General features: G+C 58.0%; 23 protein-coding genes. 12 read left to right on the top strand and 11 right to left on the bottom strand.

Annotated features, from left to right (window positions below; genetic code table 11):
- Positions 1-24: 24 nt before the first annotated feature.
- Positions 25-930: a divergent polysaccharide deacetylase family protein gene (locus ACR6A7_RS17625; protein WP_434126429.1), complete on the bottom strand. Its 906-nt coding sequence runs from the start codon at positions 928-930 to the stop codon at positions 25-27.
- Entirely contained in the window at positions 931-2,232 is a 1,302-nt protein-coding gene (gene envC, locus ACR6A7_RS17620) for a murein hydrolase activator EnvC (protein WP_434126428.1), read from the bottom strand. It abuts the gene before it with no gap.
- Between the two features lie 254 nt (positions 2,233-2,486).
- On the opposite strand from envC, the gene ACR6A7_RS17615 reads away from it, so the two are divergent.
- From ACR6A7_RS17615 to cysE, 5 genes are all read left to right on the top strand, one after another.
- Positions 2,487-2,918 (top strand): rhodanese-like domain-containing protein, encoded by a 432-nt coding sequence (locus ACR6A7_RS17615; RefSeq protein ID WP_033754365.1) that lies wholly within the window; start codon positions 2,487-2,489, stop codon positions 2,916-2,918.
- A 20-nt stretch (positions 2,919-2,938) separates the two neighbouring features.
- Complete coding sequence (gene grxC, locus ACR6A7_RS17610) at positions 2,939-3,193, top strand: glutaredoxin 3 (RefSeq protein ID WP_434126426.1); 255 nt, start codon at positions 2,939-2,941, stop codon at positions 3,191-3,193.
- Positions 3,194-3,232: 39 nt separating this feature from the next.
- Positions 3,233-3,697: a protein-export chaperone SecB gene (gene secB / locus ACR6A7_RS17605; RefSeq protein WP_434126424.1), complete on the top strand. Its 465-nt coding sequence runs from the start codon at positions 3,233-3,235 to the stop codon at positions 3,695-3,697.
- Positions 3,697-4,713, top strand: coding sequence for an NAD(P)H-dependent glycerol-3-phosphate dehydrogenase (gene gpsA / locus ACR6A7_RS17600; RefSeq protein WP_434126423.1), 1,017 nt, complete (start codon positions 3,697-3,699; stop codon positions 4,711-4,713). Before secB ends, gpsA begins: the two co-directional genes overlap by 1 nt.
- Positions 4,714-4,778: 65 nt before the next feature.
- Positions 4,779-5,600: a serine O-acetyltransferase gene (gene cysE, locus ACR6A7_RS17595; RefSeq protein WP_033754376.1), complete on the top strand. Its 822-nt coding sequence runs from the start codon at positions 4,779-4,781 to the stop codon at positions 5,598-5,600.
- Here cysE and trmL read toward each other — a convergent pair.
- Genes trmL through cpxR form a run of 3 tightly spaced genes read right to left on the bottom strand, consistent with a single transcriptional unit; the run spans position 5,597 to position 8,177 of the window.
- Entirely contained in the window at positions 5,597-6,067 is a 471-nt protein-coding gene (gene trmL / locus ACR6A7_RS17590; RefSeq protein WP_434126421.1) for a tRNA (uridine(34)/cytosine(34)/5-carboxymethylaminomethyluridine(34)-2'-O)-methyltransferase TrmL, read from the bottom strand. The two genes, cysE and trmL, sit on opposite strands and share 4 nt — an antisense overlap.
- A 35-nt stretch (positions 6,068-6,102) precedes the next feature.
- A complete protein-coding gene (gene cpxA / locus ACR6A7_RS17585; protein WP_434126419.1) occupies positions 6,103-7,482 on the bottom strand; it encodes an envelope stress sensor histidine kinase CpxA in 1,380 nt (459 codons plus the stop codon).
- The gene (gene cpxR, locus ACR6A7_RS17580) at positions 7,479-8,177 is read right to left on the bottom strand and encodes an envelope stress response regulator transcription factor CpxR (protein ID WP_033754385.1); all 699 of its coding nucleotides are present in this window, start codon (positions 8,175-8,177) and stop codon (positions 7,479-7,481) included. Before cpxR ends, cpxA begins: the two co-directional genes overlap by 4 nt.
- 149 nt (positions 8,178-8,326) lie before the next feature.
- On the opposite strand from cpxR, the gene cpxP reads away from it, so the two are divergent.
- From cpxP to ACR6A7_RS17550, 6 genes are all read left to right on the top strand, one after another.
- Positions 8,327-8,836, top strand: a complete 510-nt coding sequence (cpxP, locus tag ACR6A7_RS17575) for a cell-envelope stress modulator CpxP (RefSeq protein WP_434126418.1) — start codon at positions 8,327-8,329, stop codon at positions 8,834-8,836.
- Between the two features lie 507 nt (positions 8,837-9,343).
- Positions 9,344-9,529 carry a con-10 family general stress protein gene (locus tag ACR6A7_RS17570; RefSeq protein ID WP_434126417.1) on the top strand — a complete coding sequence of 62 codons (186 nt, stop codon included), beginning with the start codon at positions 9,344-9,346 and terminating at the stop codon, positions 9,527-9,529.
- Positions 9,530-9,738: 209 nt separating this feature from the next.
- Positions 9,739-10,641, top strand: coding sequence for a CDF family cation-efflux transporter FieF (gene fieF / locus ACR6A7_RS17565; protein WP_434126416.1), 903 nt, complete (start codon positions 9,739-9,741; stop codon positions 10,639-10,641).
- 205 nt (positions 10,642-10,846) lie between these two features.
- The gene (pfkA, locus tag ACR6A7_RS17560) at positions 10,847-11,809 is read left to right on the top strand and encodes a 6-phosphofructokinase (RefSeq protein ID WP_434126414.1); all 963 of its coding nucleotides are present in this window, start codon (positions 10,847-10,849) and stop codon (positions 11,807-11,809) included.
- A gap of 149 nt (positions 11,810-11,958) precedes the next feature.
- Positions 11,959-12,948 carry a sulfate ABC transporter substrate-binding protein gene (locus ACR6A7_RS17555; protein ID WP_434126412.1) on the top strand — a complete coding sequence of 330 codons (990 nt, stop codon included), beginning with the start codon at positions 11,959-11,961 and terminating at the stop codon, positions 12,946-12,948.
- 114 nt (positions 12,949-13,062) lie between these two features.
- On the top strand, positions 13,063-13,821 hold the full coding sequence (locus ACR6A7_RS17550; protein WP_434126411.1) for a CDP-diacylglycerol diphosphatase: 759 nt from the start codon (positions 13,063-13,065) through the stop codon (positions 13,819-13,821).
- Between the two features lie 40 nt (positions 13,822-13,861).
- Here ACR6A7_RS17550 and tpiA read toward each other — a convergent pair whose 3' ends face one another.
- The 3 genes from tpiA to fpr form a co-directional block, all read right to left on the bottom strand.
- On the bottom strand, positions 13,862-14,629 hold the full coding sequence (gene tpiA, locus ACR6A7_RS17545; RefSeq protein WP_434126409.1) for a triose-phosphate isomerase: 768 nt from the start codon (positions 14,627-14,629) through the stop codon (positions 13,862-13,864).
- 83 nt (positions 14,630-14,712) lie between these two features.
- On the bottom strand, positions 14,713-15,339 hold the full coding sequence (locus tag ACR6A7_RS17540; RefSeq protein ID WP_434126407.1) for a DUF1454 family protein: 627 nt from the start codon (positions 15,337-15,339) through the stop codon (positions 14,713-14,715).
- 117 nt (positions 15,340-15,456) lie between these two features.
- The gene (fpr, locus tag ACR6A7_RS17535) at positions 15,457-16,203 is read right to left on the bottom strand and encodes a ferredoxin--NADP(+) reductase (RefSeq protein ID WP_434126406.1); all 747 of its coding nucleotides are present in this window, start codon (positions 16,201-16,203) and stop codon (positions 15,457-15,459) included.
- A gap of 289 nt (positions 16,204-16,492) precedes the next feature.
- Here fpr and emrD point away from each other — a divergent pair, with 289 nt between their 5' ends.
- Entirely contained in the window at positions 16,493-17,683 is a 1,191-nt protein-coding gene (emrD, locus tag ACR6A7_RS17530) for a multidrug efflux MFS transporter EmrD (RefSeq protein WP_434126405.1), read from the top strand.
- Here the strand turns inward: emrD and glpX are convergent.
- The 3 genes from glpX to ACR6A7_RS17515 all read right to left on the bottom strand — a co-directional run bounded on the left by glpX (position 17,673) and on the right by ACR6A7_RS17515 (position 21,200).
- A complete protein-coding gene (gene glpX, locus ACR6A7_RS17525; RefSeq protein WP_033754412.1) occupies positions 17,673-18,683 on the bottom strand; it encodes a class II fructose-bisphosphatase in 1,011 nt (336 codons plus the stop codon). The genes emrD and glpX overlap by 11 nt on opposite strands.
- A gap of 123 nt (positions 18,684-18,806) precedes the next feature.
- Positions 18,807-20,324 (bottom strand): glycerol kinase GlpK, encoded by a 1,518-nt coding sequence (gene glpK, locus ACR6A7_RS17520; protein ID WP_434126404.1) that lies wholly within the window; start codon positions 20,322-20,324, stop codon positions 18,807-18,809.
- A gap of 27 nt (positions 20,325-20,351) precedes the next feature.
- Entirely contained in the window at positions 20,352-21,200 is an 849-nt protein-coding gene (locus ACR6A7_RS17515; RefSeq protein ID WP_434126402.1) for an MIP/aquaporin family protein, read from the bottom strand.
- Between the last annotated feature and the right edge of the window lie 189 nt (positions 21,201-21,389).

The raw sequence follows: 21,389 nt of genomic DNA, 5'->3' as shown, positions 1-21,389 counted from the left end.
CTTTATTACCTTTTCAAACCAATACTAAAACAGCTGCCTGATGGTGGCTACTGGCAAACTGGAGGTAATACTTTTCCATAATACATCAAGCGCCCTGGTCGCCGGAACCGGCTGCGGCTGCACTTTGCATATGCCTGGCGGCTGGAAGCCAGGTTTATGCGGACGCGGCGGCTGCTGTGGTTTCGCTGGCGACGTCGCGCCGTGCAGCGGTTCGTTCAGCAGCTGGCTCGGGCGCACCAGCGTAATATCGGCAGGCAGCGTCGGCAGCATCTGCTGCAGCACGCGCACCGTATTGGGATGCGGATGACCGATAGCGATGGCATAGCCGTCGCGCTGCGCCAGCTTCACGGCGCGCGTAAACTGCTGGCGAATCGCGTTAATATCCTGGCTGTCGTCCAGAAAGACGCGACGCTTCAGCACCTTCACGTGCGTACCTTGCGCAGCGGGCACCGACTGGCTGTTGCCGATGGTCATGCTGTCGAGAAAGTAAAAATTGTACTGATTAAGCGCCTGCATCATCTTTACCATGCCCGGCAGGCTGGAGGTCATTTTGCTGCCCATATGGTTGTTCAGGCCGACGGCGTAAGGCACATTATTGACCGCGCTGCGCAGGATGCGCGCGATCTCTTCGCTGCTCATCTCCGGCGTCAGGGTATCCTTCTCCAGCGGCTGTTTGCTGAGCGGCGCCATAGGGAGATGAATCAGTACCTCATGGCCTCCCTGATGCGCTTTCGTTGCCATCTGGCGCGCGCCGGGCGCGTCAGGCAGCACCGCGACGGAGATCGCGGCGGGCATCTGTAGCACTTTGTTCTCTTCAGAAGGGCGATAGCCGAAGTCGTCGATAACGATGGCAAGTTTGCCCGCATGGGCAGCGCAGCTTAACAGCAGTCCGCCGATAGCGGCGGCGAGATGGCGACGTTGAAAAAACACTTATCTTCCTAACCACGGGAGTGGATTAACAGCCTGTCCCTGACGTCGGATTTCAAAATAGAGCGACGGCGTACCGCGTCCGCCGCTGGTGCCCACCAGGGCGATAGGCTGTCCTGCCTTCACCTGGGCGCCAACGCTGACCAGCGCGCTCTGGTTATAGCCATAGAGACTCATATCGCCTTTGCCGTGCTCCAGCACCACGACGAGCCCGTAACCCTGCAGCCAGTCGGCCATCAGCACGCGGCCGTCGGCGATCGCTTTGACTTCAGCACCTTCCGGGGCATCGATTACCAGCCCTTTCCAGCGCAGTTCGCCCTGAAGCTGTTCGCCGAAGCGATGTTCGATACGACCGCGCACCGGCCACAGCGCCTGGCCGCCTGCGCGGCCGAGGCCGCCGGTTCGCGCCACCAGTTCGCGCTCGCTCTGGGTAGGCTGGTAAGTTGAGCCTTTGGCTTTCGCCTGCGCCTGACGCTGACGCACTTTTTCTGCTTCCCGCGCCTCGCGCGCCGCACGCTCTCGCGCCTCGCGTTCGGCCCGGGCGATTTTATCCTGGAGGCGGCTTTCGTTTTGCCGCATCTCCACCAGATCGGCCTGGTCTTTTTCCAGCGCGTTTTCCAGTTCGCTCAGCGTTTTCTTGCGCGCCGTGCTCGCCTGCTGCAGCTTCTCCTGCTGACCTTGCTGCTGGGCCAGCAGCGTTTTTTGCTGCTGCTGTTTCTGCTCCAGCGACGCTTTTTGCTCACCCAGCGTCTGACGCGTTTTTTGCAGCGCATCGATGCTCTGCTGGCGCGCGTCGTTGAGGTAGCCGAAGTAGGCGAGAATACGTTCGCTGCGCTGGCTCTCTTCGCCGCCCAGCAGGAGCTGTACGCCGTTATGCTTGCCCTGGCGGAAAGCCGCATCCAGCTGCTGAGCCAGCAGGGTTTCCTGCTGCGCCTGCTGCTTTTCAAGCCGCGCGATCGAGGCGGTGAGCTGGCTGACTTCGCGGCTGAGCGCGTTCAGGCTGTTGCGGGTTTCGCGCAGCTGACGGCTGGCCTGTGCAATGATCTTTTCCTGGCTCTGCAGCTGATCGAGCAGCTTGCTGCGCGCAAGCTTTTGCGCCTTAACGCTTTTCTCTTTTTCGGCGATATTTTGCTGAATGGATTTCAGCTGCGATTTGCTGTCATCGGCGCTGTGCGCGGCCGCAGGCAATAACAGAACGCCCGCGCAAAGCAGGCTGAAGGTGAGGGTGGACAGGTGTGCAGGCAACGGGCGTTTCTTTCCGCTGTGACGAGTCCTTTTGGCTAAAACAGTCGCTTTTCCCTTCATAGGCCAGTGATTATTCCACGATGAACAGCCGCTTACCAGCGCAACGCCACGGGATTTCCTTTTCCAAAGATGTCGGTCTTTATCCTGATACCGAATAAGGGTTGTGCCATTTTTGCGGTACGGCAATTTTTTTTGGAAAATGACGCACAAATCGTCACTCTGGCCGCTTAGCGTCTGTACATGAGAAGTGGCGCAGGTATACTCAGAACCCTTGTTTTTAGCTTAATTAGCCCGGTCTGGAGTCTTTACCCCTCATGCAAGAAATTATGCAGTTTGCAAGCAATCACACCATCCTTAGTCTGGCATGGGTCGTTTTACTGGTGCTGGTGATTGTTACCACCTTTAAAGGCATGTTTTCTAAAGTGAAAGTTATCAGCCGCGGCGAAGCGACCCGCCTGATTAACAAAGAAGAGGCGGTAGTAGTGGACGTGCGGTCGCGTGACGATTACCGCAGAGGACATATTTCGGGCGCCCTGAACGTTGCGGCGGCAGACATCAAAAAAGGCAGCTTCGGCGAGCTGGAAAAGCATAAAGCTCAGCCCATAATTGTGGTGTGCGCCACCGGCCAGAGCGCGAGCGAGCCGGCTGAAAAACTGAGCGCCGCCGGCTTTAGCCAGGTGACCGTTCTGAAAGACGGCATCAGCGGCTGGAGCGGAGACAACCTTCCGCTGGTGCGCGGAAAATAACATCTACCGAGGTACGTAACATGGCTAACGTTGAGATTTACACCAAGGCGACCTGTCCTTTCTGCCACCGGGCGAAGGCGCTGCTGAGTCAAAAAGGTGTGCTGTTTCAGGAGATCCCGATCGACGGGAACGCCGCGAAACGCGAAGAGATGATCAAACGCAGCGGCCGCACCACCGTGCCTCAGATTTTCATTGACGCGCAGCACATTGGCGGCTGCGACGACCTTTACGCGCTGGACAGTCGTGAAGGATTGGATCCGCTACTGCAGGCGTAAGAGCGGCGCAGGATTTTTCAACTCACAGGACTTAGTCAGATGTCAGAACAAAACACCAACGAAATGCAATTCCAGATTCAACGCGTTTACACCAAAGACGTTTCTTTTGAAGCGCCGAACGCGCCGCAGGTCTTCCAGAAAGAGTGGGAGCCGGAAGTGAAGCTGGATCTGGATACTGCGTCATCACAGCTGGCTGACGAAGTTTATGAAGTGGTACTGCGCGTGACCGTGACCGCCAGCGTTGGCGAAGAAACCGCATTCCTGTGCGAAGTTCAGCAGGCGGGCATCTTCACCATCAGCGGCATTGAAGGCACGCAGATGGCGCACTGCCTGGGTGCTTACTGCCCGAACATCCTGTTCCCGTACGCGCGCGAATGCATCACCAGCCTGGTGTCACGTGGCACCTTCCCGCAGCTTAACCTGGCGCCGGTAAACTTTGACGCGCTGTTCATGAACTACCTGCAGCAGCAAGGCGAAGGTGCCGAACAACATCAGGATGCCTGATGACTACACACGCTTCGATTAGCGTCATCGGTGCCGGCTCGTACGGCACCGCTCTGGCCATTACCTTAGCCCGCAACGGCCATCCCGTGCTGCTGTGGGGTCACAATCCCGCGCATCTGGCGCAGCTGCAGGCCGAACGCTGCAACAGCGCTTTTCTCCCCGACGTACCTTTCCCCGACAACCTTGAGCTTGAGCCCGACCTGGCCCGCGCCATTGCGGCCAGCCGCGATCTGCTGGTGGTGGTGCCGAGCCATGTGTTTGGCGACGTGCTGCAGCAGATTAAACCGCATCTGCGCGCTGAGTCGCGCATCGTCTGGGCGACCAAAGGGCTGGAGAGAGAGACCGGAAGATTGCTGCAGGATGTGGCGCGTGACATCCTTGGCGACGCGACGCCGCTCGCAGTCATCTCGGGGCCGACCTTCGCCAGAGAGCTGGCGGCGGGCCTGCCGACCGCGATCGCGCTGGCAGCGACCGATGCTACCTTCGCCGAAGAGCTGCAGCAAAAGCTGCACTGCGGCAAGAGCTTCCGCGTTTACAACAATCCTGACTTTATCGGCGTGCAGCTTGGCGGCGCGGTGAAAAACGTCATTGCCATCGGCGCAGGCATCTCCGACGGCATCGGCTTTGGCGCAAATGCGCGTACCGCGCTGATCACGCGCGGCCTGGCGGAAATGAGTCGTCTCGGCGCCGCGCTGGGCGCCGATGCCACCACCTTCATGGGCATGGCCGGCTTAGGCGATCTGGTGCTGACCTGTACCGATAATCAGTCGCGCAACCGCCGTTTCGGCCTGATGCTGGGCCAGGGCGAAGCGGTGGACAATGCGCAACGCATTATCGGACAAGTTGTAGAAGGCTATAAAAACACCAAGGAAGTCAAGGCATTGGCAGAGCGTGTCGGCGTTGAAATGCCAATTACCGAGCAAATCTATCAGGTGCTCTATTGCGGAAAGCCAGCGCGAGAGGCAGCATTGAGCCTGTTAGGCCGTACAAGGAAGGATGAAAACGGTTCAGGCTGATGCGGGATGCGCAGCATCGTCACCTGTAGCGCCATTCAGGCGCTTTTTTTTGGGAGAAAACTGCAATGTCGTCTGATGAGTTAGAGCTGGTCTGGAACAACATCAAAGCGGAAGCGCGCGCGCTGGCCGATTGCGAGCCGATGCTGGCCAGCTTTTATCATGCGACTTTGTTGAAACACGAAAATCTCGGCAGCGCCCTGAGCTATATGCTGGCCAACAAGCTCGCCAATCCCATTATGCCCGCTATCGCCATTCGCGAAATCGTCGAAGAGGCCTATCGCCAGGATCCTTCGATGATCGCCTCGGCCGCGCTCGATATCCAGGCGGTACGCCAGCGCGATCCGGCGGTCGATAAATACTCCACGCCGCTGCTCTATCTGAAAGGCTTTCATGCGCTGCAGGCCTATCGCATTGGCCACTGGCTGTGGAACGAGGGGCGTCGCGCCTTAGCGGTCTATCTGCAGAACGAAATTTCCGTCTCCTTCGCCGTGGATATCCATCCGGCGGCGAACATCGGCCACGGTATTATGCTTGACCACGCCACCGGCATCGTTATCGGCGAAACGGCGGTCGTGGAGAACGACGTCTCGATCCTGCAGTCGGTGACGCTGGGCGGTACCGGCAAAACCAGCGGCGACCGCCATCCGAAAATCCGCGAAGGCGTGATGATCGGCGCAGGGGCGAAGATCCTCGGCAATATTGAGGTCGGACGCGGCGCGAAGATCGGCGCAGGCTCGGTGGTATTGCAGCCTGTGCCACCGCATACCACCGCTGCAGGCGTGCCGGCGCGCATCGTCGGCAAACCGGCCAGCGACAAACCCTCAATGGACATGGATCAACACTTCAACGGCACCGTGCCGGGTTTTGAGTTCGGCGACGGAATCTAACTGAGCCGCGCGCCTGCGTAATCGAGCTGGCGCCAGGCTTCATACACCACCACCGATACCGCATTCGACAGATTCATGCTGCGGCTCTCCGCACGCATCGGGATGCGAATTTTATGCTCGGGCGGCAGCGCGTCGAGGATCCCGGCGGGCAGTCCGCGGCTCTCCGGCCCAAACAGCAGATAGTCGCCCGCCTGGTAGCTCACTGCGCTGTGCGCTGGCGTGCCCTTGGTGGTGAGCGCAAACAGCCGTGCGGGCTGCTCGGCGCGCAGAAACGCCTCATAGCCTGCATGCTTCTGAATCGCGGTAAATTCATGATAGTCGAGACCGGCGCGGCGCAGCCGCTTGTCGTCCCATGCGAAACCAAGCGGTTCAATCAGATGCAGCTGAAAGCCGGTATTGGCGCAGAGGCGAATAATATTGCCGGTATTCGGCGGGATTTCTGGTTCAAATAAGACGATGTTAAGCATAAGGCCCCCGATAACAGGGGCCGAAGCATAGCAAATTATTGACGGCTGGAGGAGTAGAGCGGCAGCCAGAGCGTCAGGCGCAGGCCGCCGAGCGGGCTGTCGTCGGCCTTCACCCAGCCGCGGTGCTGCTGGATAGCGGTTTCGACAATCGCCAGACCAAGCCCCGTGCCGCCTGACTCGCGGTCGCGCGCCTCGTCGGTGCGGTAGAAGGGACGGAATATCTGCTCGCGATCTTCTGGGCTGACCCCCGGGCCGTCATCGTCAACGTGCACCGTCAGGCCACTGATATCCACCGAAAAGCTGACGCTGATATGCGAGTGCGAGTAGCGCAGCGCATTGCGCACGATGTTCTCCAGCGCGCTCTCCAGCGCATGCGGGTTACCGTAAAGCGGCCATGGGCCGGGCGGATAGGGCACATCGAGCTGCTTGCCCATCTGCTCAGCTTCGAACTTTGCATCTTCCAGCACGTCGTTCCAGAGCTGATTTGCCTTCATCGCCTCGCTGACCAGCGCGTTCTTGTGCTGGGTGCGCGACAGCACCAGCAGATCGTTGATCATGCCGTCCAGACGCTGCGCTTCCATCTCGATCCGCTCCAGCTCTTTGCCTTCGCCGTGACGACGGCGCAGCAGCGCCGTGGCCAGCTGCAGACGCGTCAGCGGCGTGCGCAGCTCATGGCTGATATCTGACAGCAGACGCTGCTGCGAGGTCATCATGCGTTCGAGCGCGCTCACCATCTGGTTGAAGCTGGAGCCCGCGGCGAGAAACTCCTGCGGCCCCGACTCCAGTTCCGGATGCTGGCGCAAATTACCGCTGGCGACTTCATCCGCCGCATATTTAAGCTTGCGTGCCGGACGCGCCAGGCTCCAGGCCAGCCACAGCAGCAGCGGCGAGCTAATAAGCATGGTGACGATCAGCAGCAGCAGCGGCCGGTCAAACAGCAAATTGATAAAATCGAGCTGCGAGCTGTTCGCTGGTCGAATCAGATAGAGCTGATAGTTATCTTCGCCGTCCCGCACTGCGAAGGGACCGACCATTTCAATACGGCCATACTTCTTTTTCTGCGGATGATCGGCATTGTCGGACTGTCCGATAAAATTGCGGATCACCTGCATTTCATTATGCTGCGCGCCAATGACGCGGCCTTCGCTGGTGACCAGCAGCAGGCGCTGACCCGGGGGCGCCCATTTGTCGATAGCGCGCGAGAGCCGGCGCCACCACATCAAATCATTGGGCGGATCCTGCGCCAGTTCCAGTTCGACATGCTGTTCAATCATGGTGCCCTGGCGCTGCTCGCTATCGAGCAGCGAGGCCATTTGGCGGGAATCCAGCTTGGGCACCATCAATACCAGCATCAACACCAGCGCCAGGGTGAGCCAGAAAATGGCGAAGATGCGGGTGGTGAGGCTACCAATCATGAAGCCGAAACCATCAAATAGCCGCGGCCGCGCAAGGTTTTAAACCAGGGATGACCGTCGCGGCGCTCAGGCAGTTTGCGACGCAGGTTGGAGATATGCATATCGATAGCGCGGTCGAACGGCGTCAGACGCTTGCCAAGTACCTCCTGACTCAGGTGCTCGCGCGAGACGACCTGGCCGAGATGCTGCGCCAGCAGGTAGAGCAGGGTGAACTCGGTGCCGGTCAGATCCAGCGTCTGGTTGTCGAAACTCGCTTCCTGACGGCCTGGGTTCAGGCGCAGGCAGTCCACTTCCAGCGTCGGCGAGCTGCTGTCGTGCTGCTGTTGCTGTTCGCTCCAGTTGGAACGGCGCAAAATCGCGCGTATACGCGCCACCAGCTCACGATCGTTAAACGGCTTAGGCAGATAGTCATCTGCACCCAGTTCGAGCCCCAGCACGCGATCCAGCTCGCTTCCGCGCGCGGTTAACATGATAACAGGCGTCTGATGTTGCTGGCGTAGCTCTTTCAGCGTGTCGATACCATTCTTTTTTGGCATCATCACATCGAGTAAAAGCAAATCAATAGAGGTATCCAGCAGGCTTAACGCCTGTTCGCCGTCGCTGGCTACCACTACTTCAAACCCTTCCATTTCTAACAGTTCTTTAAGCAGCGAAGTCAATTCGCGGTCATCGTCAACCAACAGGATTTTATTCATTTTTTATTGCCCTCCGCAGGCAAAATACCGTGTTCCTGACTTGTCAATCCAACGCTTTACGTAGTTTTACACCCCCTGACGGATGTTTGCAGCTGTCGCCGTACACTGGTCCTCGTTGAATCGCAAAACGGAACGGACTGGAGTAAATGATGCGCACAGTAACCGCCGTCGTCATTGCCTCAGCGATGGTTCTCAATCACGCCAGCGCAGGAGTGGCAGACACGACGACGATTGACGAAATGCATCACGGCGGATTGACGACAGGCAGTATGACGCAAAATCCGCAAAGCCACATGTTCGACGGCATTGAGTTGACGGAAGAGCAGCGTCAACAGATGCGAGACCTGATGGCGCAGGCGCGATACGAACGCTCCCCTGTCAGCATCGGCGATATTGAAAACATGCATGGACTGATTACGGCGGACACTTTTAACGAAGCGGCTATCCGCGCCCAGGCTGAGAAAATCGCTCAGGCGCAAATTGAACAGCATGTCGAGATGGCGCGCATTCGCAACCAGATGTATCACCTGCTTACGCCGGATCAGCAGGCCGCGTTGCAGAAGAATTATGAGCGGCGGCTCGCCGAGCTGCGCAAGCTCTCAACTTTGCAGTCGGCTTCATCGCTGCAAGCAGTGAGTAGTACCAGCAGTAACCAGTAACATAGTATCCCTGTTTTCCTTGCCATAGACACCATCCCTGTCTTCCCCGCCATGATGGCGGGGTTTTTTTTGCTTTTTTGCGCTATTCGAGCCGCAGTGTCAACGTTGGCAGACCGATCTCTCTTCAGCATTAACACTCTATTTAAGTAAAGCACTAACCCCTTAAATCCTCAGGCATTTAACAGAACAGCCTTCTTTTCCGTTTTGCTGGTTTTTCTATGAGGAATATGTAATGCCGCGTAAATATATCGACAAACGAGGCGGGTAAAATAAAAAAGCGAAGCGACTTTTTATTTAAATATATGATAAGAAGAAAATAAGTTTTTCTGCTTTATTTAAAACTCAACAATATCATTAAGTTAATTATTTTTTCATTTTCTTGAATTCCTGAGGCTTACTTCTACACTTAATTTTGTCGCAGCAAGGAAAGTGCACACCCCGGGAATTTTAAATGGAGTGCAGTAACCACATTACGTAATCAATCTGAATATATTAACGGAGTAAGTTATGGCAGAACATCGTGGTGGTTCAGGCAATTTCGCAGACAACCCGCAAAAAGCCTCTGAAGCCGGTAAAAAAGGCGGAAAAAGCAGCGGCGGTAGCGGTAATTTTAAAAACGATCGTGAAAAAGCCTCTGAAGCAGGCAAAAAAGGCGGTCAGAGCAACCACGGCGGCGGCCGTAGCTCTTCCTGACAAGTTTAGAGCTGAGCGGTAAACCGTGCGTTTCCCCCAGCGGGAAACGGTACCCCGTCCTCTATGAGGGCGGGGTTTGTTTTTTCTGGCAGGCTACCAGCCTTTCTCTTCTGATGATGCAGGGTTTATGCGCAGCGACAATGTGGATGTTAAACTTTAGCCATTCCTTTATTTCGGGTGCATGCCTGTAGTGGCTGAGGGAGCACATTATGCAACCCACCTATGCTCGTCTGGTCAAGCGCGCGGCGCTGGCGGCGACCATCCTGGCGACCAGCCTGCTTATCGTTAAAATATTTGCCTGGTGGTATACCGGTTCGGTCAGCCTGCTGGCTGGGCTGGTCGACTCGCTGGTGGACATCGCCGCCTCGTTAACTAACCTTTTAGTCGTGCGCTATGCGCTGCAGCCTGCCGATGCCAACCATACTTTTGGTCACGGCAAGGCGGAATCACTGGCGGCACTGGCGCAAAGCATGTTTATCTCTGGGTCAGCGCTGTTCCTGTTTTTGACCGGCATCCAGCATCTGGCTTCGCCGAATACGCTGCGCGCCCCGCTGGTTGGGGTGGTGGTTACCGTGGTGGCGCTCTGTTCGACGCTGCTGCTGGTGGCGTTTCAGCGCTGGGTCGTGCGCCACACGCACAGCCAGGCGATTCGCGCCGATATGCTGCACTATCAGTCTGACGTGGTAATGAATGGCGCTATCCTGATCGCTCTGGGATTAAGCAGCTACGGCTTCGCTCGCGCAGACGCGCTGTTCGCGTTAGGCATCGGCATCTATATCCTGTACAGCGCCTTGCGGATGGGCTATGACGCCGTGCAGTCGTTACTGGATCGCGCGCTGCCGGAGGAGGAGCACAACATCATTCTTGAGCTGGCGCTGAACTGGCCAGGCGTGGAAGGCGTACATGACGTGCGCACGCGTCAGTCGGGCCCGACTAAATTTATCCAGCTACATCTGGAGCTTAACGACGATTTGCCTCTGGTACAGGCACATCGTGTAGCGGATCAGGTAGAGAAGGCGCTGCGTCAGCGTTTCCCCGGCTCGGACGTGATTATTCATCAGGATCCCTGCTCTGTCGTGCCGATTGAACAGCAGAATTCAGCTGGCTTTTAACCGGATTGAACCAATTTAATCTATTTAAAATGACGAAGCGCTAACAATACCGCAAAAAATTTAGTGAAAACTTGTCTGACCTGAATCAATTCAGCAGCAAGCCTTTGATATACTATCTGCCATCACGGGTCGCGCATAGGGTATGCCGCTTAGCGGCGCACGACAGGCAGGATTAACTTTTCGTTTTAACAATCCAGAGGTTGTCATGATCAAAAAAATTGGTGTATTGACCAGCGGCGGCGACGCCCCCGGCATGAACGCAGCCATTCGCGGCGTTGTGCGATCAGCGCTGAGCGAAGGACTGGAAGTTTTTGGTATCTATGACGGCTATCTGGGACTGTACGAAGATCGGATGATCAATCTTGACCGCTACAGCGTATCGGACATGATTAACCGCGGCGGCACCTTCCTGGGCTCGGCGCGTTTCCCCGAATTCCGCAATGATGAAGTGCGCCAGGTCGCGATTGAGAATATGAAAAAACGCGGCATTGACGCGCTGGTTGTCATCGGCGGCGACGGCTCTTATATGGGCGCGAAGCGTCTGACCGAAATGGGTTTTCCCTGCATTGGTCTGCCGGGCACTATCGATAACGATGTCGCGGGTACTGACTACACCATCGGCTACTTTACCGCGCTGGAAACTGTAGTCGAGGCGATTGACCGTCTGCGCGACACTTCCTCTTCGCACCAGCGCATCTCAATTGTTGAAGTGATGGGCCGCTACTGCGGCGACCTGACCCTGGCGGCGGCGATTGCGGGCGGTTGCGAATTTATCGTGCTGCCGGAAATTCCTTACACCCGCGAAGAGCTGGTGATGGAGATTAAAGCGGGTATCGCCAAAGGCAAAAAGCACGCCATCGTGGCGATCACCGAGCATATCTGTGATATCGACGACCTGGCGAAGTACATCGAAGCGGAAACCAAACGTGAAACGCGCGCGACCGTGCTCGGTCATATTCAGCGCGGCGGCGCGCCCTGCGCTTACGACCGTATCCTCGCGTCGCGCATGGGCGCCTATGCTATTGAGCTGCTGCTACAGGGCTACGGCGGCCGCTGCGTTGGCATCCAGAATGAGAAGATGGTGCATCACGACATCATCGACGCTATTGAAAACATGAAGCGTCCGTTTAAGCGCGACTGGCTGGATACCGCGAAAAAACTCTACTGATCCCAAACAGGCTTCAGGCGCGTCTCTCAGACGCGCTTTTATTTTATTTATCCATATTCCTGCCAGTTATAAATGCTCGTTTTTAATTCTTTTAGCTCTAAAATAGTTTATGTCACGCTACCGGCATAATGACATCGGGAGCGTGCATAATGAACAAGTGGAGTATCGGGATTACCCTTCTGCTGGCCTCTGCCAGCGTTCTGGCAAAGGATTACCAGCTGTTAAACGTCTCTTACGATCCGACGCGCGAGCTGTACGAGCAGTACAACAAAGCCTTTGCGGCGCACTATAAGCAGGAAACCGGCGATAATGTGGTGATCCGCCAGTCGCACGGCGGTTCAGGCAAGCAGGCGACCTCGGTGATTAACGGCATTCGCGCCGATGTCGTAACGCTGGCGCTGCAATCCGATGTTGATGCTATCGCCGAACGCGGCCGTATTGATAAAAACTGGCTCAAGCGTCTGCCGGACAACTCCGCGCCTTATACCTCCACCATCGTTTTCCTGGTGCGTAAAGGCAATCCCAAAGGCATTCACGACTGGCCGGATTTGATTAAGCCGGGCGTCTCCGTTATTACCCCAAACCCGAAAACGTCAGGCGGCGCGCGCTGGAACTATCTGGCGGCATGGGGCTGGGCGCTGGATCAAAACAACGGCGATCAGGCGAAGGCACAGGCTTATGTAAAAGCGCTGTTTAAAAACGTTGAGGTTCAGGACTCCGGCGCGCGCGGCGCAACGAACACCTTCGTCGAACGGGGTATCGGCGATGTGCTGATTGCCTGGGAAAACGAAGCTTATCTGGCGGTCGATAAGCTGGGCAAAGACAAATTTGAAATCGTTACGCCGAGCGAATCGATTCTGGCTGAGCCGACCGTTTCCGTGGTGGATAAAGTGGTGGACAGCCAGGGCACACGTCAAGTCGCGGACGCCTATCTAAAATATCTCTACTCACCGGAGGGCCAGACCATCGCGGCGCAAAATTACTATCGCCCGCGCGATGCGGAGGTAGCGAAGAAATTTGCGAATACCTTCGCGCCGGTGAAGCTGTTTACTATCGATAATAAGTTCGGCGGCTGGACGCAGGCGCAGAAAACGCACTTTGCCGATGGCGGCACCTATGACCAGGTGATGAAGCCTTAATCGCGCAAGCGCAGTAAAAAACGGCCAGCCACATGCTGGTCGTTTTTGTTTGTGCGTGACATTGCGCGACGGCCAGGCGAGGATGCGGGAAAAAGCGGAAAGAGGAGCCTTGCTATGCAGGGACGTCGCCGAGCGCTGGGGGTGATTGCGCTGCTGCTGTTGATACTGATAAGCGGCCTGGTTATTGCCGCTTTCCACCTGCACAAAAACAGCGATGCGCTGTGGCACATCGTCAGCGAAAAGTGCGAGCCAAATCAGCGTACAACGGGCGCGCCCGCGCCTTGTCAGCGCGTCGACCTTGCACAAGGCTATGCGCTGCTTAAAGATCTGAACGGACCGCTGCAGTATTTGCTGATCCCGCTGGCGAAAATCAGCGGCATGGAAAGCCCGGCGCTGCTCAATCCCGCAACACCTGATTTCTTCGCTTTCGCCTGGCAGGCGCGCGCGCAGCTGGCGGTAAAGCGCGGCGCGCCCATTGCTGATAGCGCCCTGTCGCTGGCGATCAACGCCGAGTATGGTCGCACTCAAAACCAGCTGCATATCCATATCTCCTGCCTGCGTCCCGATGTACGTCGCGCGCTGGACCGCCTTGCCCCCGCGCTCTCCAGTCGCTGGCAGAGGGAACAGCTGCGCCAGCACGCCTACCAGATACGCGCGCTAACCCTGCCGGAGCTGACACAGCAGAGCCTGTTTATCCGCGTGGCCAACGAGATCCCTGACGCGCGCGGCGAAATGGGCAAGTATGGGCTGGCGCTGGCGTCGCTGCCGGACGGACGTCTGGCGGCAATGGCGATCGAGCGCAACTGGCTGTTGCTAAATCGGGGATCGGCAGAGGAGCTGCAGGACCACAGCTGCGAGATTTTGCGGCAATAAAAAAGGCGGCCATTTGGCCGCCTTCGATGTGTATCAGACGTTACGCTTTTTTCGCTTCTGCCGCCGCTTTAACGATAACGGCGAAGGCGTCAGCCTTCAGCGAGGCGCCGCCGACCAGCGCGCCGTCGATGTCTGGCTGGGTAAAGAGTTCAGCCGCGTTCTTGTCGTTTACAGAACCGCCGTACTGAATGATTACCTGCTCGGCGACCGCCGCGTCTTTCTTCGCGATGTGCTGACGAATAAACTTATGTACCGCCTGCGCCTGCGCCGGCGTAGCTGATTTGCCGGTGCCGATCGCCCAGACCGGCTCATAGGCGATAACCACGCCGTTAAAGGCTTCCGCACCCTGAGTTTCCAGCACCGCGTCGATCTGGCGCGCGCAGACTTCTTCAGTCTGACCCGCTTCGTTTTCCGCTTCGGTTTCACCAATGCACAGTACCGGCACCAGGCCAGCCGCTTTCAGCACGGCGAATTTCTTCGCGATGAACTCGTCGCTCTCTTTGTGGTAGGTGCGACGCTCAGAGTGGCCGATAATGATATATTTCGCGCCGATATCTTTCAGCATGTCCGCGGAGGTTTCGCCGGTGAAGGCGCCCGAGAGGTTGACGTCGACGTTTTGCGCGCCCAGAGCGATGTGGCTGCCGGAGATGGCATGTTTTGCCTGGTCGAGATAGATGGCTGGCGGGGCGATTGCTACGCCGCAACCGTCAACGCCGGAGAGCGCTTTGCGCAGGCCTTCGATCAGCTCGCCTGTCATCTGCTTGCTGCCATTCAGTTTCCAGTTACCCATAACCAATGGATGTCGCATTCTATCCTCCGCGTTACGCGATTCATTAAATTGCACTGCCGTCGGGCAGCGTAGACTGCCAGACAGTATAGAGATCTATCAGGTCAATGGCTTTGCTTTTCGTCATTTTTGCCGCCCTGATCGGCAGGCGGCAGCGCCAGTTTTATGGGCTCGACGGCGAAGGTGAGCCCCTTGTCGCCGTTGTCCGCCACCACGAAACGCAGCGCGCCTTCAGTGCGGGAAAAATAGCGCGCGCCTTTGCCTTTACTCAGCAGCGCGTTCAGCTTCTGCCGCGCCTCGTCCGGCGAGAGACCCGGCACAAAAAAGCGCAGCAGCGCCGTCATGTAGGCGAGCGCTTTCTCCTGCGACGCTTTCTGCTCCGGTCCTGGCACTGGCAGCCAGGTAAGCTGCAGCGTCTTCACTTTCCCGGTTCCCTGCTCCAGCGCGGTGGAGGCGTAGAGCGTTTCGCTGATTTTGCTCGCCGCGCGCGTCAGGCGGCTGCTGTCGTTTCGGCTATCGATGGCGCGATACTCCAGCAGCGGCAGCTCGGCGTTGGCAGCGTTATACCTTTCACGGAACTGGCCGATGGTCATATCAAAGGTCGGCGCACCCGCCAGCACGTAGGGGGCGGCAGGTAAGGATTCGCTGCGCGCGCGCAGCGTGGGATCGGCGGCAAATGCCGGGGCCGTTAGCGCAAGGCTGAGCAGCAGCGCGCCGGGCAAATTCTTCATTTCGTAGGCTCGACCAGTAAACTTTGCGCCAGATTAAAACGGGTTTTACCTGCGAAAGTCAAAAGCGCGACGGGCAAAATTTGTCCGTCGATAAGAATTACCTTATCACCGCACGGCTTACCAGTAGTGCTCGCTGGTGATGTGGCCAGGTTTACGCTTCAGATGCTTGCGCATATCGCGCGTCTCTTTCAGCATCTGCTGGGTATCACGCACCATCTGCGGGTTACCGCATAGCATAATATGGCCCGATTCCGCCTCTATCGGCAGGCCCACCGCGCGTTCCAGCTCGCCGCTTTCGATCAGCGCTGGCACGCGGCCGGTGAGGGATCCCGCTGCATTTTCGCGACTCACTACCGTCTGAATGCGCAGCTTGCCGTTGTAGATCTGCTGCAGTGACTGCATCAGCGGCAGATAGCTGAGATCGGCGGCGTAGCGCACCGCGTGCACCAGCACGATATCATCGAAGCGATCCAGCCCTTCACCCTGTTGCAGAATGGAAAGGTAAGGGCCAATCGCCGTGCCGGTCGCCAGCATCCATAGCGTTTTGCACGGCGGAATCTCATCCAGCACAAAAAAGCCGGCAGCCTCTTTGGTGATCATCACGGTGTCGCCCGGCCTGAGCGCCTGCAGACGCGGGCTCAGCTTGCCCTCCGGCACCGTAACCAGATAAAACTCCAGTAAAGGATCGCTGGGCGCGTTTACATAGGAGTACGCGCGCTGCACGCGTTCGCCGTCTATCTCCAGTGCCAGCTTGGCGAACTGACCGGCGGTGAACGCATCGATCGGCGCATGCACCCGCAGACTGAACAGCGCGTCCGTCCAGTTCTTCACTTCCTTTACTTGCGCATTGACCCATTCAGCCATCGTTACTCTCCTGGTCGTTGATTTTTCAGGCACAGTGTTATCATCGCGGCTGCACGGCGCTTTTTCCACCCGCGCGCCAGATTTTTGGCTCTAATCGACAAATGCACCGCACGTCTCAACACGCCGTTGCCCGCGGTTGACAAGATGGTGCGAAAACTTGACGCCCTTACGCCAGCCTCTTTACGTTCCTCTCTCGATTTGTCACGTAATCCTGATATTTTTCCCGCCATTAACCCGGTGCAGCGCATTTTGCTGCTGAATTGACTTTATTTCCCAGACTGAGATGTCGATGAAGAAGATGGAAAATCGACCGCTGCTGCTGATGTTGATTTTAATGCTGGCGGTTGGGCAGATGGCGCAGACGATCTATGTCCCGGCGATGGCCGAAATGGCGGATGCGCTCAACGTGCACGACGGCACGCTGCAGCGCGTGATGGCGGCCTATCTGATGACCTATGGCGGATCGCAGCTGATCTACGGCCCGCTCTCCGACAGCATCGGGCGCCGTCCGGTGATCCTCGCCGGCATGACGATCTTTATGATCGGCGCCGTGACGGCGATGCTCGCGCCGTCGCTGAACGTGCTGGTGCTGGGCAGCGCCATTCAGGGGCTGGGCACCGGCGTGGCGGGCGTGATGGCGCGTACGATGCCGCGCGACCTCTATGCGGGTGTCGCGCTGCGCCAGGCTAACAGCCTGCTGAATATGGGGCTGCTGGTCAGTCCGCTGCTGGCACCGGTTATCGGCGCGTTGCTGACGAAGCTGTTCGGCTGGCACGCCTGCTTCGCCTTTCTCCTGCTGCTTTGCGTGGCGGTGACGGGCGCGATGATGCGCTGGCTGCCGGAGACGCGTCCAAACGGCGGCGAGGTCACGCCTTTCTTTCGCCGCTATCAGCGCCTGTTAAGCGACGCCAGCTTTGTGCGTTTTATTGTGCTGCTGATTGGCGCGCTGGCGGGTATCGCGGTGTTTGAAGCGAGCTGCGGCGTGCTGCTGGGCGGTGTGCTGGGGCTGGATGCGTTCACCGTGAGTATTCTGTTTATTCTGCCTATCCCCGCCGCCTTTTTCGGCGCATGGTTTGCCGGACGCGAAGCGCGTTCCTGGCATAGCCTGATGTGGGCCGGCGTGAACAGCTGCCTGCTGGCGGGCGCGCTGATGTGGATCCCGGCGTGGTTCGGCATAATGAATATCTGGACGCTGCTGGTGCCCGCCGCGCTCTTCTTCTTCGGCGCGGGTATGCTGTTCCCGCTGGCGACGTCAGGCGCGATGGAGCCCTATGCCTGGCTGGCTGGCAGCGCCGGCGCGCTGATTGGGGGATTGCAAAACCTGGGGTCGGGCGTGGTCGCCTGGGCGTCTGCGCTGCTGCCGCAGCGCGACCAGTTCAGCCTGGGCATGCTGATGTTCGCTACCGCGCTGGTGATGCTGCTCTGCTGGCTGCCGCTGTCGCGACAGCCAGAAGGCCAGAGCGGCACGGTTACAGGATAAAGGGATGCAGCGCCGCGTCTTTGCGGTCCAGATAGTGGATCGACTGGATGCGGCGAATCGTGCGTGATTTGCCGCGGATCAGCAGGGTTTCGCTGGTGGCGATATTGCCCTGACGCGTAATACCTTTCAGCAGGTCGCCGCTGGTAATGCCGGTGGCGGCGAAAATAACGTTGTCGTTGCGCGCCATTCGCGCCAGCGGCAATACCTCACCCGCTTTAATGCCCATCTCGTCGCAGCGCGCCAGCTCCTGCTCGCCAATGCGGCGATTCTCTTCGCTCTCGCCCTTTACCTCATGACGCGGCAGCAGACGGCCCTGCATATCGCCATCCAGCGCGCGGATCACCGCGGCCGATACCACGCCCTCTGGCGCGCCGCCGATGCCGTAGAGCACGTCGACCTCGCTGTCAGGCATGCAGGTCAGGATAGAGGCCGCTACGTCACCGTCCGGGAAGGCGAAGACGCGCACGCCAAGCTGCTGTAGCTGCGCGATAACCGCGTCGTGGCGCGGTTTCGCCAGAATAGAGACCGTTAGCTGCGCCAGCGGCTTACCCAGCGCCGCGGCGATATTTCGCAGGTTGGTTTCCAGCGGCAGATTGAGATCGATATGGCCGCGCGCTGCCGGGCCGACTATCAGCTTCTCCATATACATATCTGGCGCGTGCAGAAAGCTGCCTTTGTCGCCGACCGCCAGCACCGCCAGCGCGTTGGCCTGGCCCATGGCGGTCATGCGCGTGCCCTCGATCGGATCCACCGCGATATCGACCGCGTCGCCGCGTCCGCTGCCGACCTTCTCGCCGATATAGAGCATTGGCGCTTCGTCGATCTCTCCTTCGCCGATCACAATCTGGCCGTCGATATCAATGGTGTTCAGAACGTGTCGCATCGCGTGGACGGCAGCGCCGTCGGCGCCGTTTTTGTCGCCGCGTCCCAGCCAGCGATAGCCGGCTAACGCCGCCGCTTCGGTCACGCGGGAAAATTCTATGGCGAGTTCTCGTTTCATAGCCTGCACCTGCTGAAAAAAGAGCAGTGTAGCATAGCGGGGAAGGGCAAAAAAAAAGCCCGCGACAGCGTCGCGGGCCTGGAAGGTTGAGAGGTGTGCCAGCGTTGCTGGCACACGTGCCTGTTACTCGTCGTGGTCTTCCCACGCCTGCGCGCGCGCCACCGCTTTTTTCCAGCCAGCGTAGCGAACGTTGCGCTCGGTGGTTTCGATGCTCGGACGGAATTCGCGCTCGATAACCGCTTTGGCGCGTACCTCTTCCAGGTCGCCCCAGAAGCCCACTGCCAGACCTGCCAGATAGGCGGCGCCCAGCGCGGTGACCTCACGTACTTCCGGACGCTCAACGCGCGTGCCGAGAATGTCCGACTGGAACTGCATCAGGAAGTTGTTCGCCACCGCGCCGCCATCCACGCGCAGCGACTGCAGGCGGGTGTCGGCGTCGTTCTGCATCGCTTCCAGCACGTCGCGCGTCTGGTAGGCGATAGACTCCAGCGTGGCGCGAATAATATGGTTGGCGTTAGCGCCGCGCGTCAGGCCAAAAATGGCGCCGCGCGCATAGGGATCCCAGTAGGGCGCGCCCAGGCCGGTAAAGGCCGGAACCATATAAACGCCGTTGGTATCCTTCACCTTAAGCGCAAAATACTCTGAGTCGGTCGAGTCGCTGATGAGCTTCATCTCATCACGCAGCCACTGAATTGAGGCGCCGCCGATAAACACTGCACCTTCCAGCGCGTAGTTCACTTCGCCGCGCGGGCCGCAGGCGATGGTGGTTAACAGGCCGTGCGAAGAGGTCACCGCTTCGGTGCCGGTGTTCATCAGCATAAAGCAGCCGGTGCCGTAGGTGTTTTTCGCCATGCCCGGCTGAACGCAGAGCTGACCGTAAAGTGCCGCCTGCTGGTCGCCTGCAATACCGGCGATAGGAATACGCGTGCCGCCTTTACCGCCGATGTTGGTCTGACCGTACACCTCTGAAGAGCCTTTCACTTCCGGCAGCATTTCGCGCGGAATATCAAGGATCTCCAGCATACGCTGATCCCACTCCAGCTTGTGGATGTTATACATCATGGTGCGCGAGGCGTTGGTATGATCGGTAATATGCACGCGTCCCTGGGTCATTTTCCACACCAGCCACGTATCGACGGTGCCGAACAGCAGCTCGCCGCGCTTCGCGCGTTCGCGCGCGCCTTCTACATGGTCGAGGATCCACTTCACCTTGGTACCGGAGAAGTAGGGGTTAATCACCAGGCCGGTGGTGTGCTGGATATACTCTTCCAGCCCCTCTTTCTTCAGCTTGTTGCAGTAGTCCGCGGTGCGCGGATCCTGCCAGACGATGGCGTTATAGATCGGCTTGCCGCTCTCTTTGTCCCAGACGATGGCGGTTTCGCGCTGGTTGGTGATGCCGATTGCGGCAATCTCATCGGAACGGATGTCGGCGTGCGCCAGCACTTCGACCAGCGTCGAGCTTTGCGATGCCCAGATATCCATCGGGTCATGTTCAACCCAGCCCGCTTTCGGGTAGATTTGGGTAAATTCGCGCTGCGATACCGCAACGATGTTGGCATCGTGATCCAGCACGACGGCGCGTGAGCTGGTGGTGCCCTGGTCGAGCGCAACAATATATTTTTTATCAGTGGTAGTCGTCATAATGCATTCCCGATGAAAAGGTGAAACTTACGCTTTACGCTGCTCAGCGCGTGCGACCGGTTTTTCTGTTTTGCTGCTGGCCAGTACGGCGCCAGGCAGGTGGCGGCCAATCAGCGCGCGATAGCCGAAGGCACCCAGACAGGCTCCCACTAACGGGCCAAAGATCGGTACCAGGAAGTAGGGGATATCTTTACCGCCCGTAAAGGCCACGTTACCCCAACCCGCAAAGAAGGCGAACAGCTTGGGTCCGAAATCACGCGCCGGGTTCAGGGCGAAGCCGGTCAGCGGGCCCATCGCGCCGCCGATAACGGCAACCAGCAGGCCGATCAACAGCGGTGCCAGCGGACCACGCGGTACGCCGTTGCCATCGTCGGTCAGCGCCATAATCACCGCCATCAGTACCGCCGTGATCACCATTTCAACCAGGAACGCCTGTCCTACGCTGATATGCGGGTTAGGGTAGGTTGAGAAGACGCCGGCCAGATCCAGGCTTTGCACCGTGCCGCGCACCATCTGGTGGCTTTGTTCGTAATCGAAAAACAGATTGTAATAAAGGCCGTAAACCAGCGCGGCAGCGCAGAATGCGCCAGCCACCTGCGCCAGAATATAGGGCACCACCTTACGGCCTTCAAAGTTGGCGAACAGACAGAGCGCCACCGTGACAGCAGGGTTAAGATGGGCGCCAGATACGCCAGCGGTAAGGTAAACGGCCATGGAGACGGCGAGTCCCCAGATAATACAGATTTCCCATTGCCCGAAGGCGGCGCCGGCCACTTTCAGCGCGGCCACGCAGCCTGCGCCAAAGAAGATGATCAAGCCGGTACCGATGAATTCGGCGATGCACTGCCCTTTCAGTGTGTTCGATGTCTGACTCATAATGGTATTCCTGAAGCGAGGTTAAATTTTATCAGTTTTTGTTCTCAATCCATGAGTCACCCAGCTCTCTTGTAGGGCTGGTGTAAATTTATCGTTAACGAGCATAAACGAGAAATAGCGAAATCTAAATCTGTGTGCTGAGTCAAAAAAATGCGCGTTTTCGCGCCTTTTTGCTTTCATAGAACCTCA

The organism is Pantoea phyllosphaerae (genome assembly GCF_051025595.1).
Classification (GTDB): Bacteria; Pseudomonadota; Gammaproteobacteria; order Enterobacterales; family Enterobacteriaceae; genus Pantoea.
Note: the sequence above shows the minus strand (reverse complement) of the source record. Positions and strands in the feature narration are given on the sequence as shown.

Bases quoted from the DNA above. Each gene is read 5' to 3' on its own strand.
- ACR6A7_RS17570 (WP_434126417.1), top strand. From the start codon at position 9,344: ATGGCAGAACATCGTGGTGGTTCAGGCAATTTCGCAGACAACCCGCAA.
- emrD (WP_434126405.1), top strand. From the start codon at position 16,493: ATGAAGAAGATGGAAAATCGACCGCTGCTGCTGATGTTGATTTTAATG.
- ACR6A7_RS17515 (WP_434126402.1), bottom strand. From the start codon at position 21,200: ATGAGTCAGACATCGAACACACTGAAAGGGCAGTGCATCGCCGAATTC.
- fpr (WP_434126406.1), bottom strand. From the start codon at position 16,203: ATGGCTGAATGGGTCAATGCGCAAGTAAAGGAAGTGAAGAACTGGACG.
- fieF (WP_434126416.1), top strand. From the start codon at position 9,739: ATGCAACCCACCTATGCTCGTCTGGTCAAGCGCGCGGCGCTGGCGGCG.
- gpsA (WP_434126423.1), top strand. From the start codon at position 3,697: ATGACTACACACGCTTCGATTAGCGTCATCGGTGCCGGCTCGTACGGC.
- ACR6A7_RS17540 (WP_434126407.1), bottom strand. From the start codon at position 15,339: ATGAAGAATTTGCCCGGCGCGCTGCTGCTCAGCCTTGCGCTAACGGCC.
- cpxR (WP_033754385.1), bottom strand. From the start codon at position 8,177: ATGAATAAAATCCTGTTGGTTGACGATGACCGCGAATTGACTTCGCTG.
- cpxA (WP_434126419.1), bottom strand. From the start codon at position 7,482: ATGATTGGTAGCCTCACCACCCGCATCTTCGCCATTTTCTGGCTCACC.
- pfkA (WP_434126414.1), top strand. From the start codon at position 10,847: ATGATCAAAAAAATTGGTGTATTGACCAGCGGCGGCGACGCCCCCGGC.
- glpX (WP_033754412.1), bottom strand. From the start codon at position 18,683: ATGAAACGAGAACTCGCCATAGAATTTTCCCGCGTGACCGAAGCGGCG.
- trmL (WP_434126421.1), bottom strand. From the start codon at position 6,067: ATGCTTAACATCGTCTTATTTGAACCAGAAATCCCGCCGAATACCGGC.
- cpxP (WP_434126418.1), top strand. From the start codon at position 8,327: ATGCGCACAGTAACCGCCGTCGTCATTGCCTCAGCGATGGTTCTCAAT.
- glpK (WP_434126404.1), bottom strand. From the start codon at position 20,324: ATGACGACTACCACTGATAAAAAATATATTGTTGCGCTCGACCAGGGC.
- ACR6A7_RS17555 (WP_434126412.1), top strand. From the start codon at position 11,959: ATGAACAAGTGGAGTATCGGGATTACCCTTCTGCTGGCCTCTGCCAGC.
- ACR6A7_RS17615 (WP_033754365.1), top strand. From the start codon at position 2,487: ATGCAAGAAATTATGCAGTTTGCAAGCAATCACACCATCCTTAGTCTG.
- envC (WP_434126428.1), bottom strand. From the start codon at position 2,232: ATGAAGGGAAAAGCGACTGTTTTAGCCAAAAGGACTCGTCACAGCGGA.
- tpiA (WP_434126409.1), bottom strand. From the start codon at position 14,629: ATGCGACATCCATTGGTTATGGGTAACTGGAAACTGAATGGCAGCAAG.
- secB (WP_434126424.1), top strand. From the start codon at position 3,233: ATGTCAGAACAAAACACCAACGAAATGCAATTCCAGATTCAACGCGTT.
- grxC (WP_434126426.1), top strand. From the start codon at position 2,939: ATGGCTAACGTTGAGATTTACACCAAGGCGACCTGTCCTTTCTGCCAC.
- ACR6A7_RS17550 (WP_434126411.1), top strand. From the start codon at position 13,063: ATGCAGGGACGTCGCCGAGCGCTGGGGGTGATTGCGCTGCTGCTGTTG.
- cysE (WP_033754376.1), top strand. From the start codon at position 4,779: ATGTCGTCTGATGAGTTAGAGCTGGTCTGGAACAACATCAAAGCGGAA.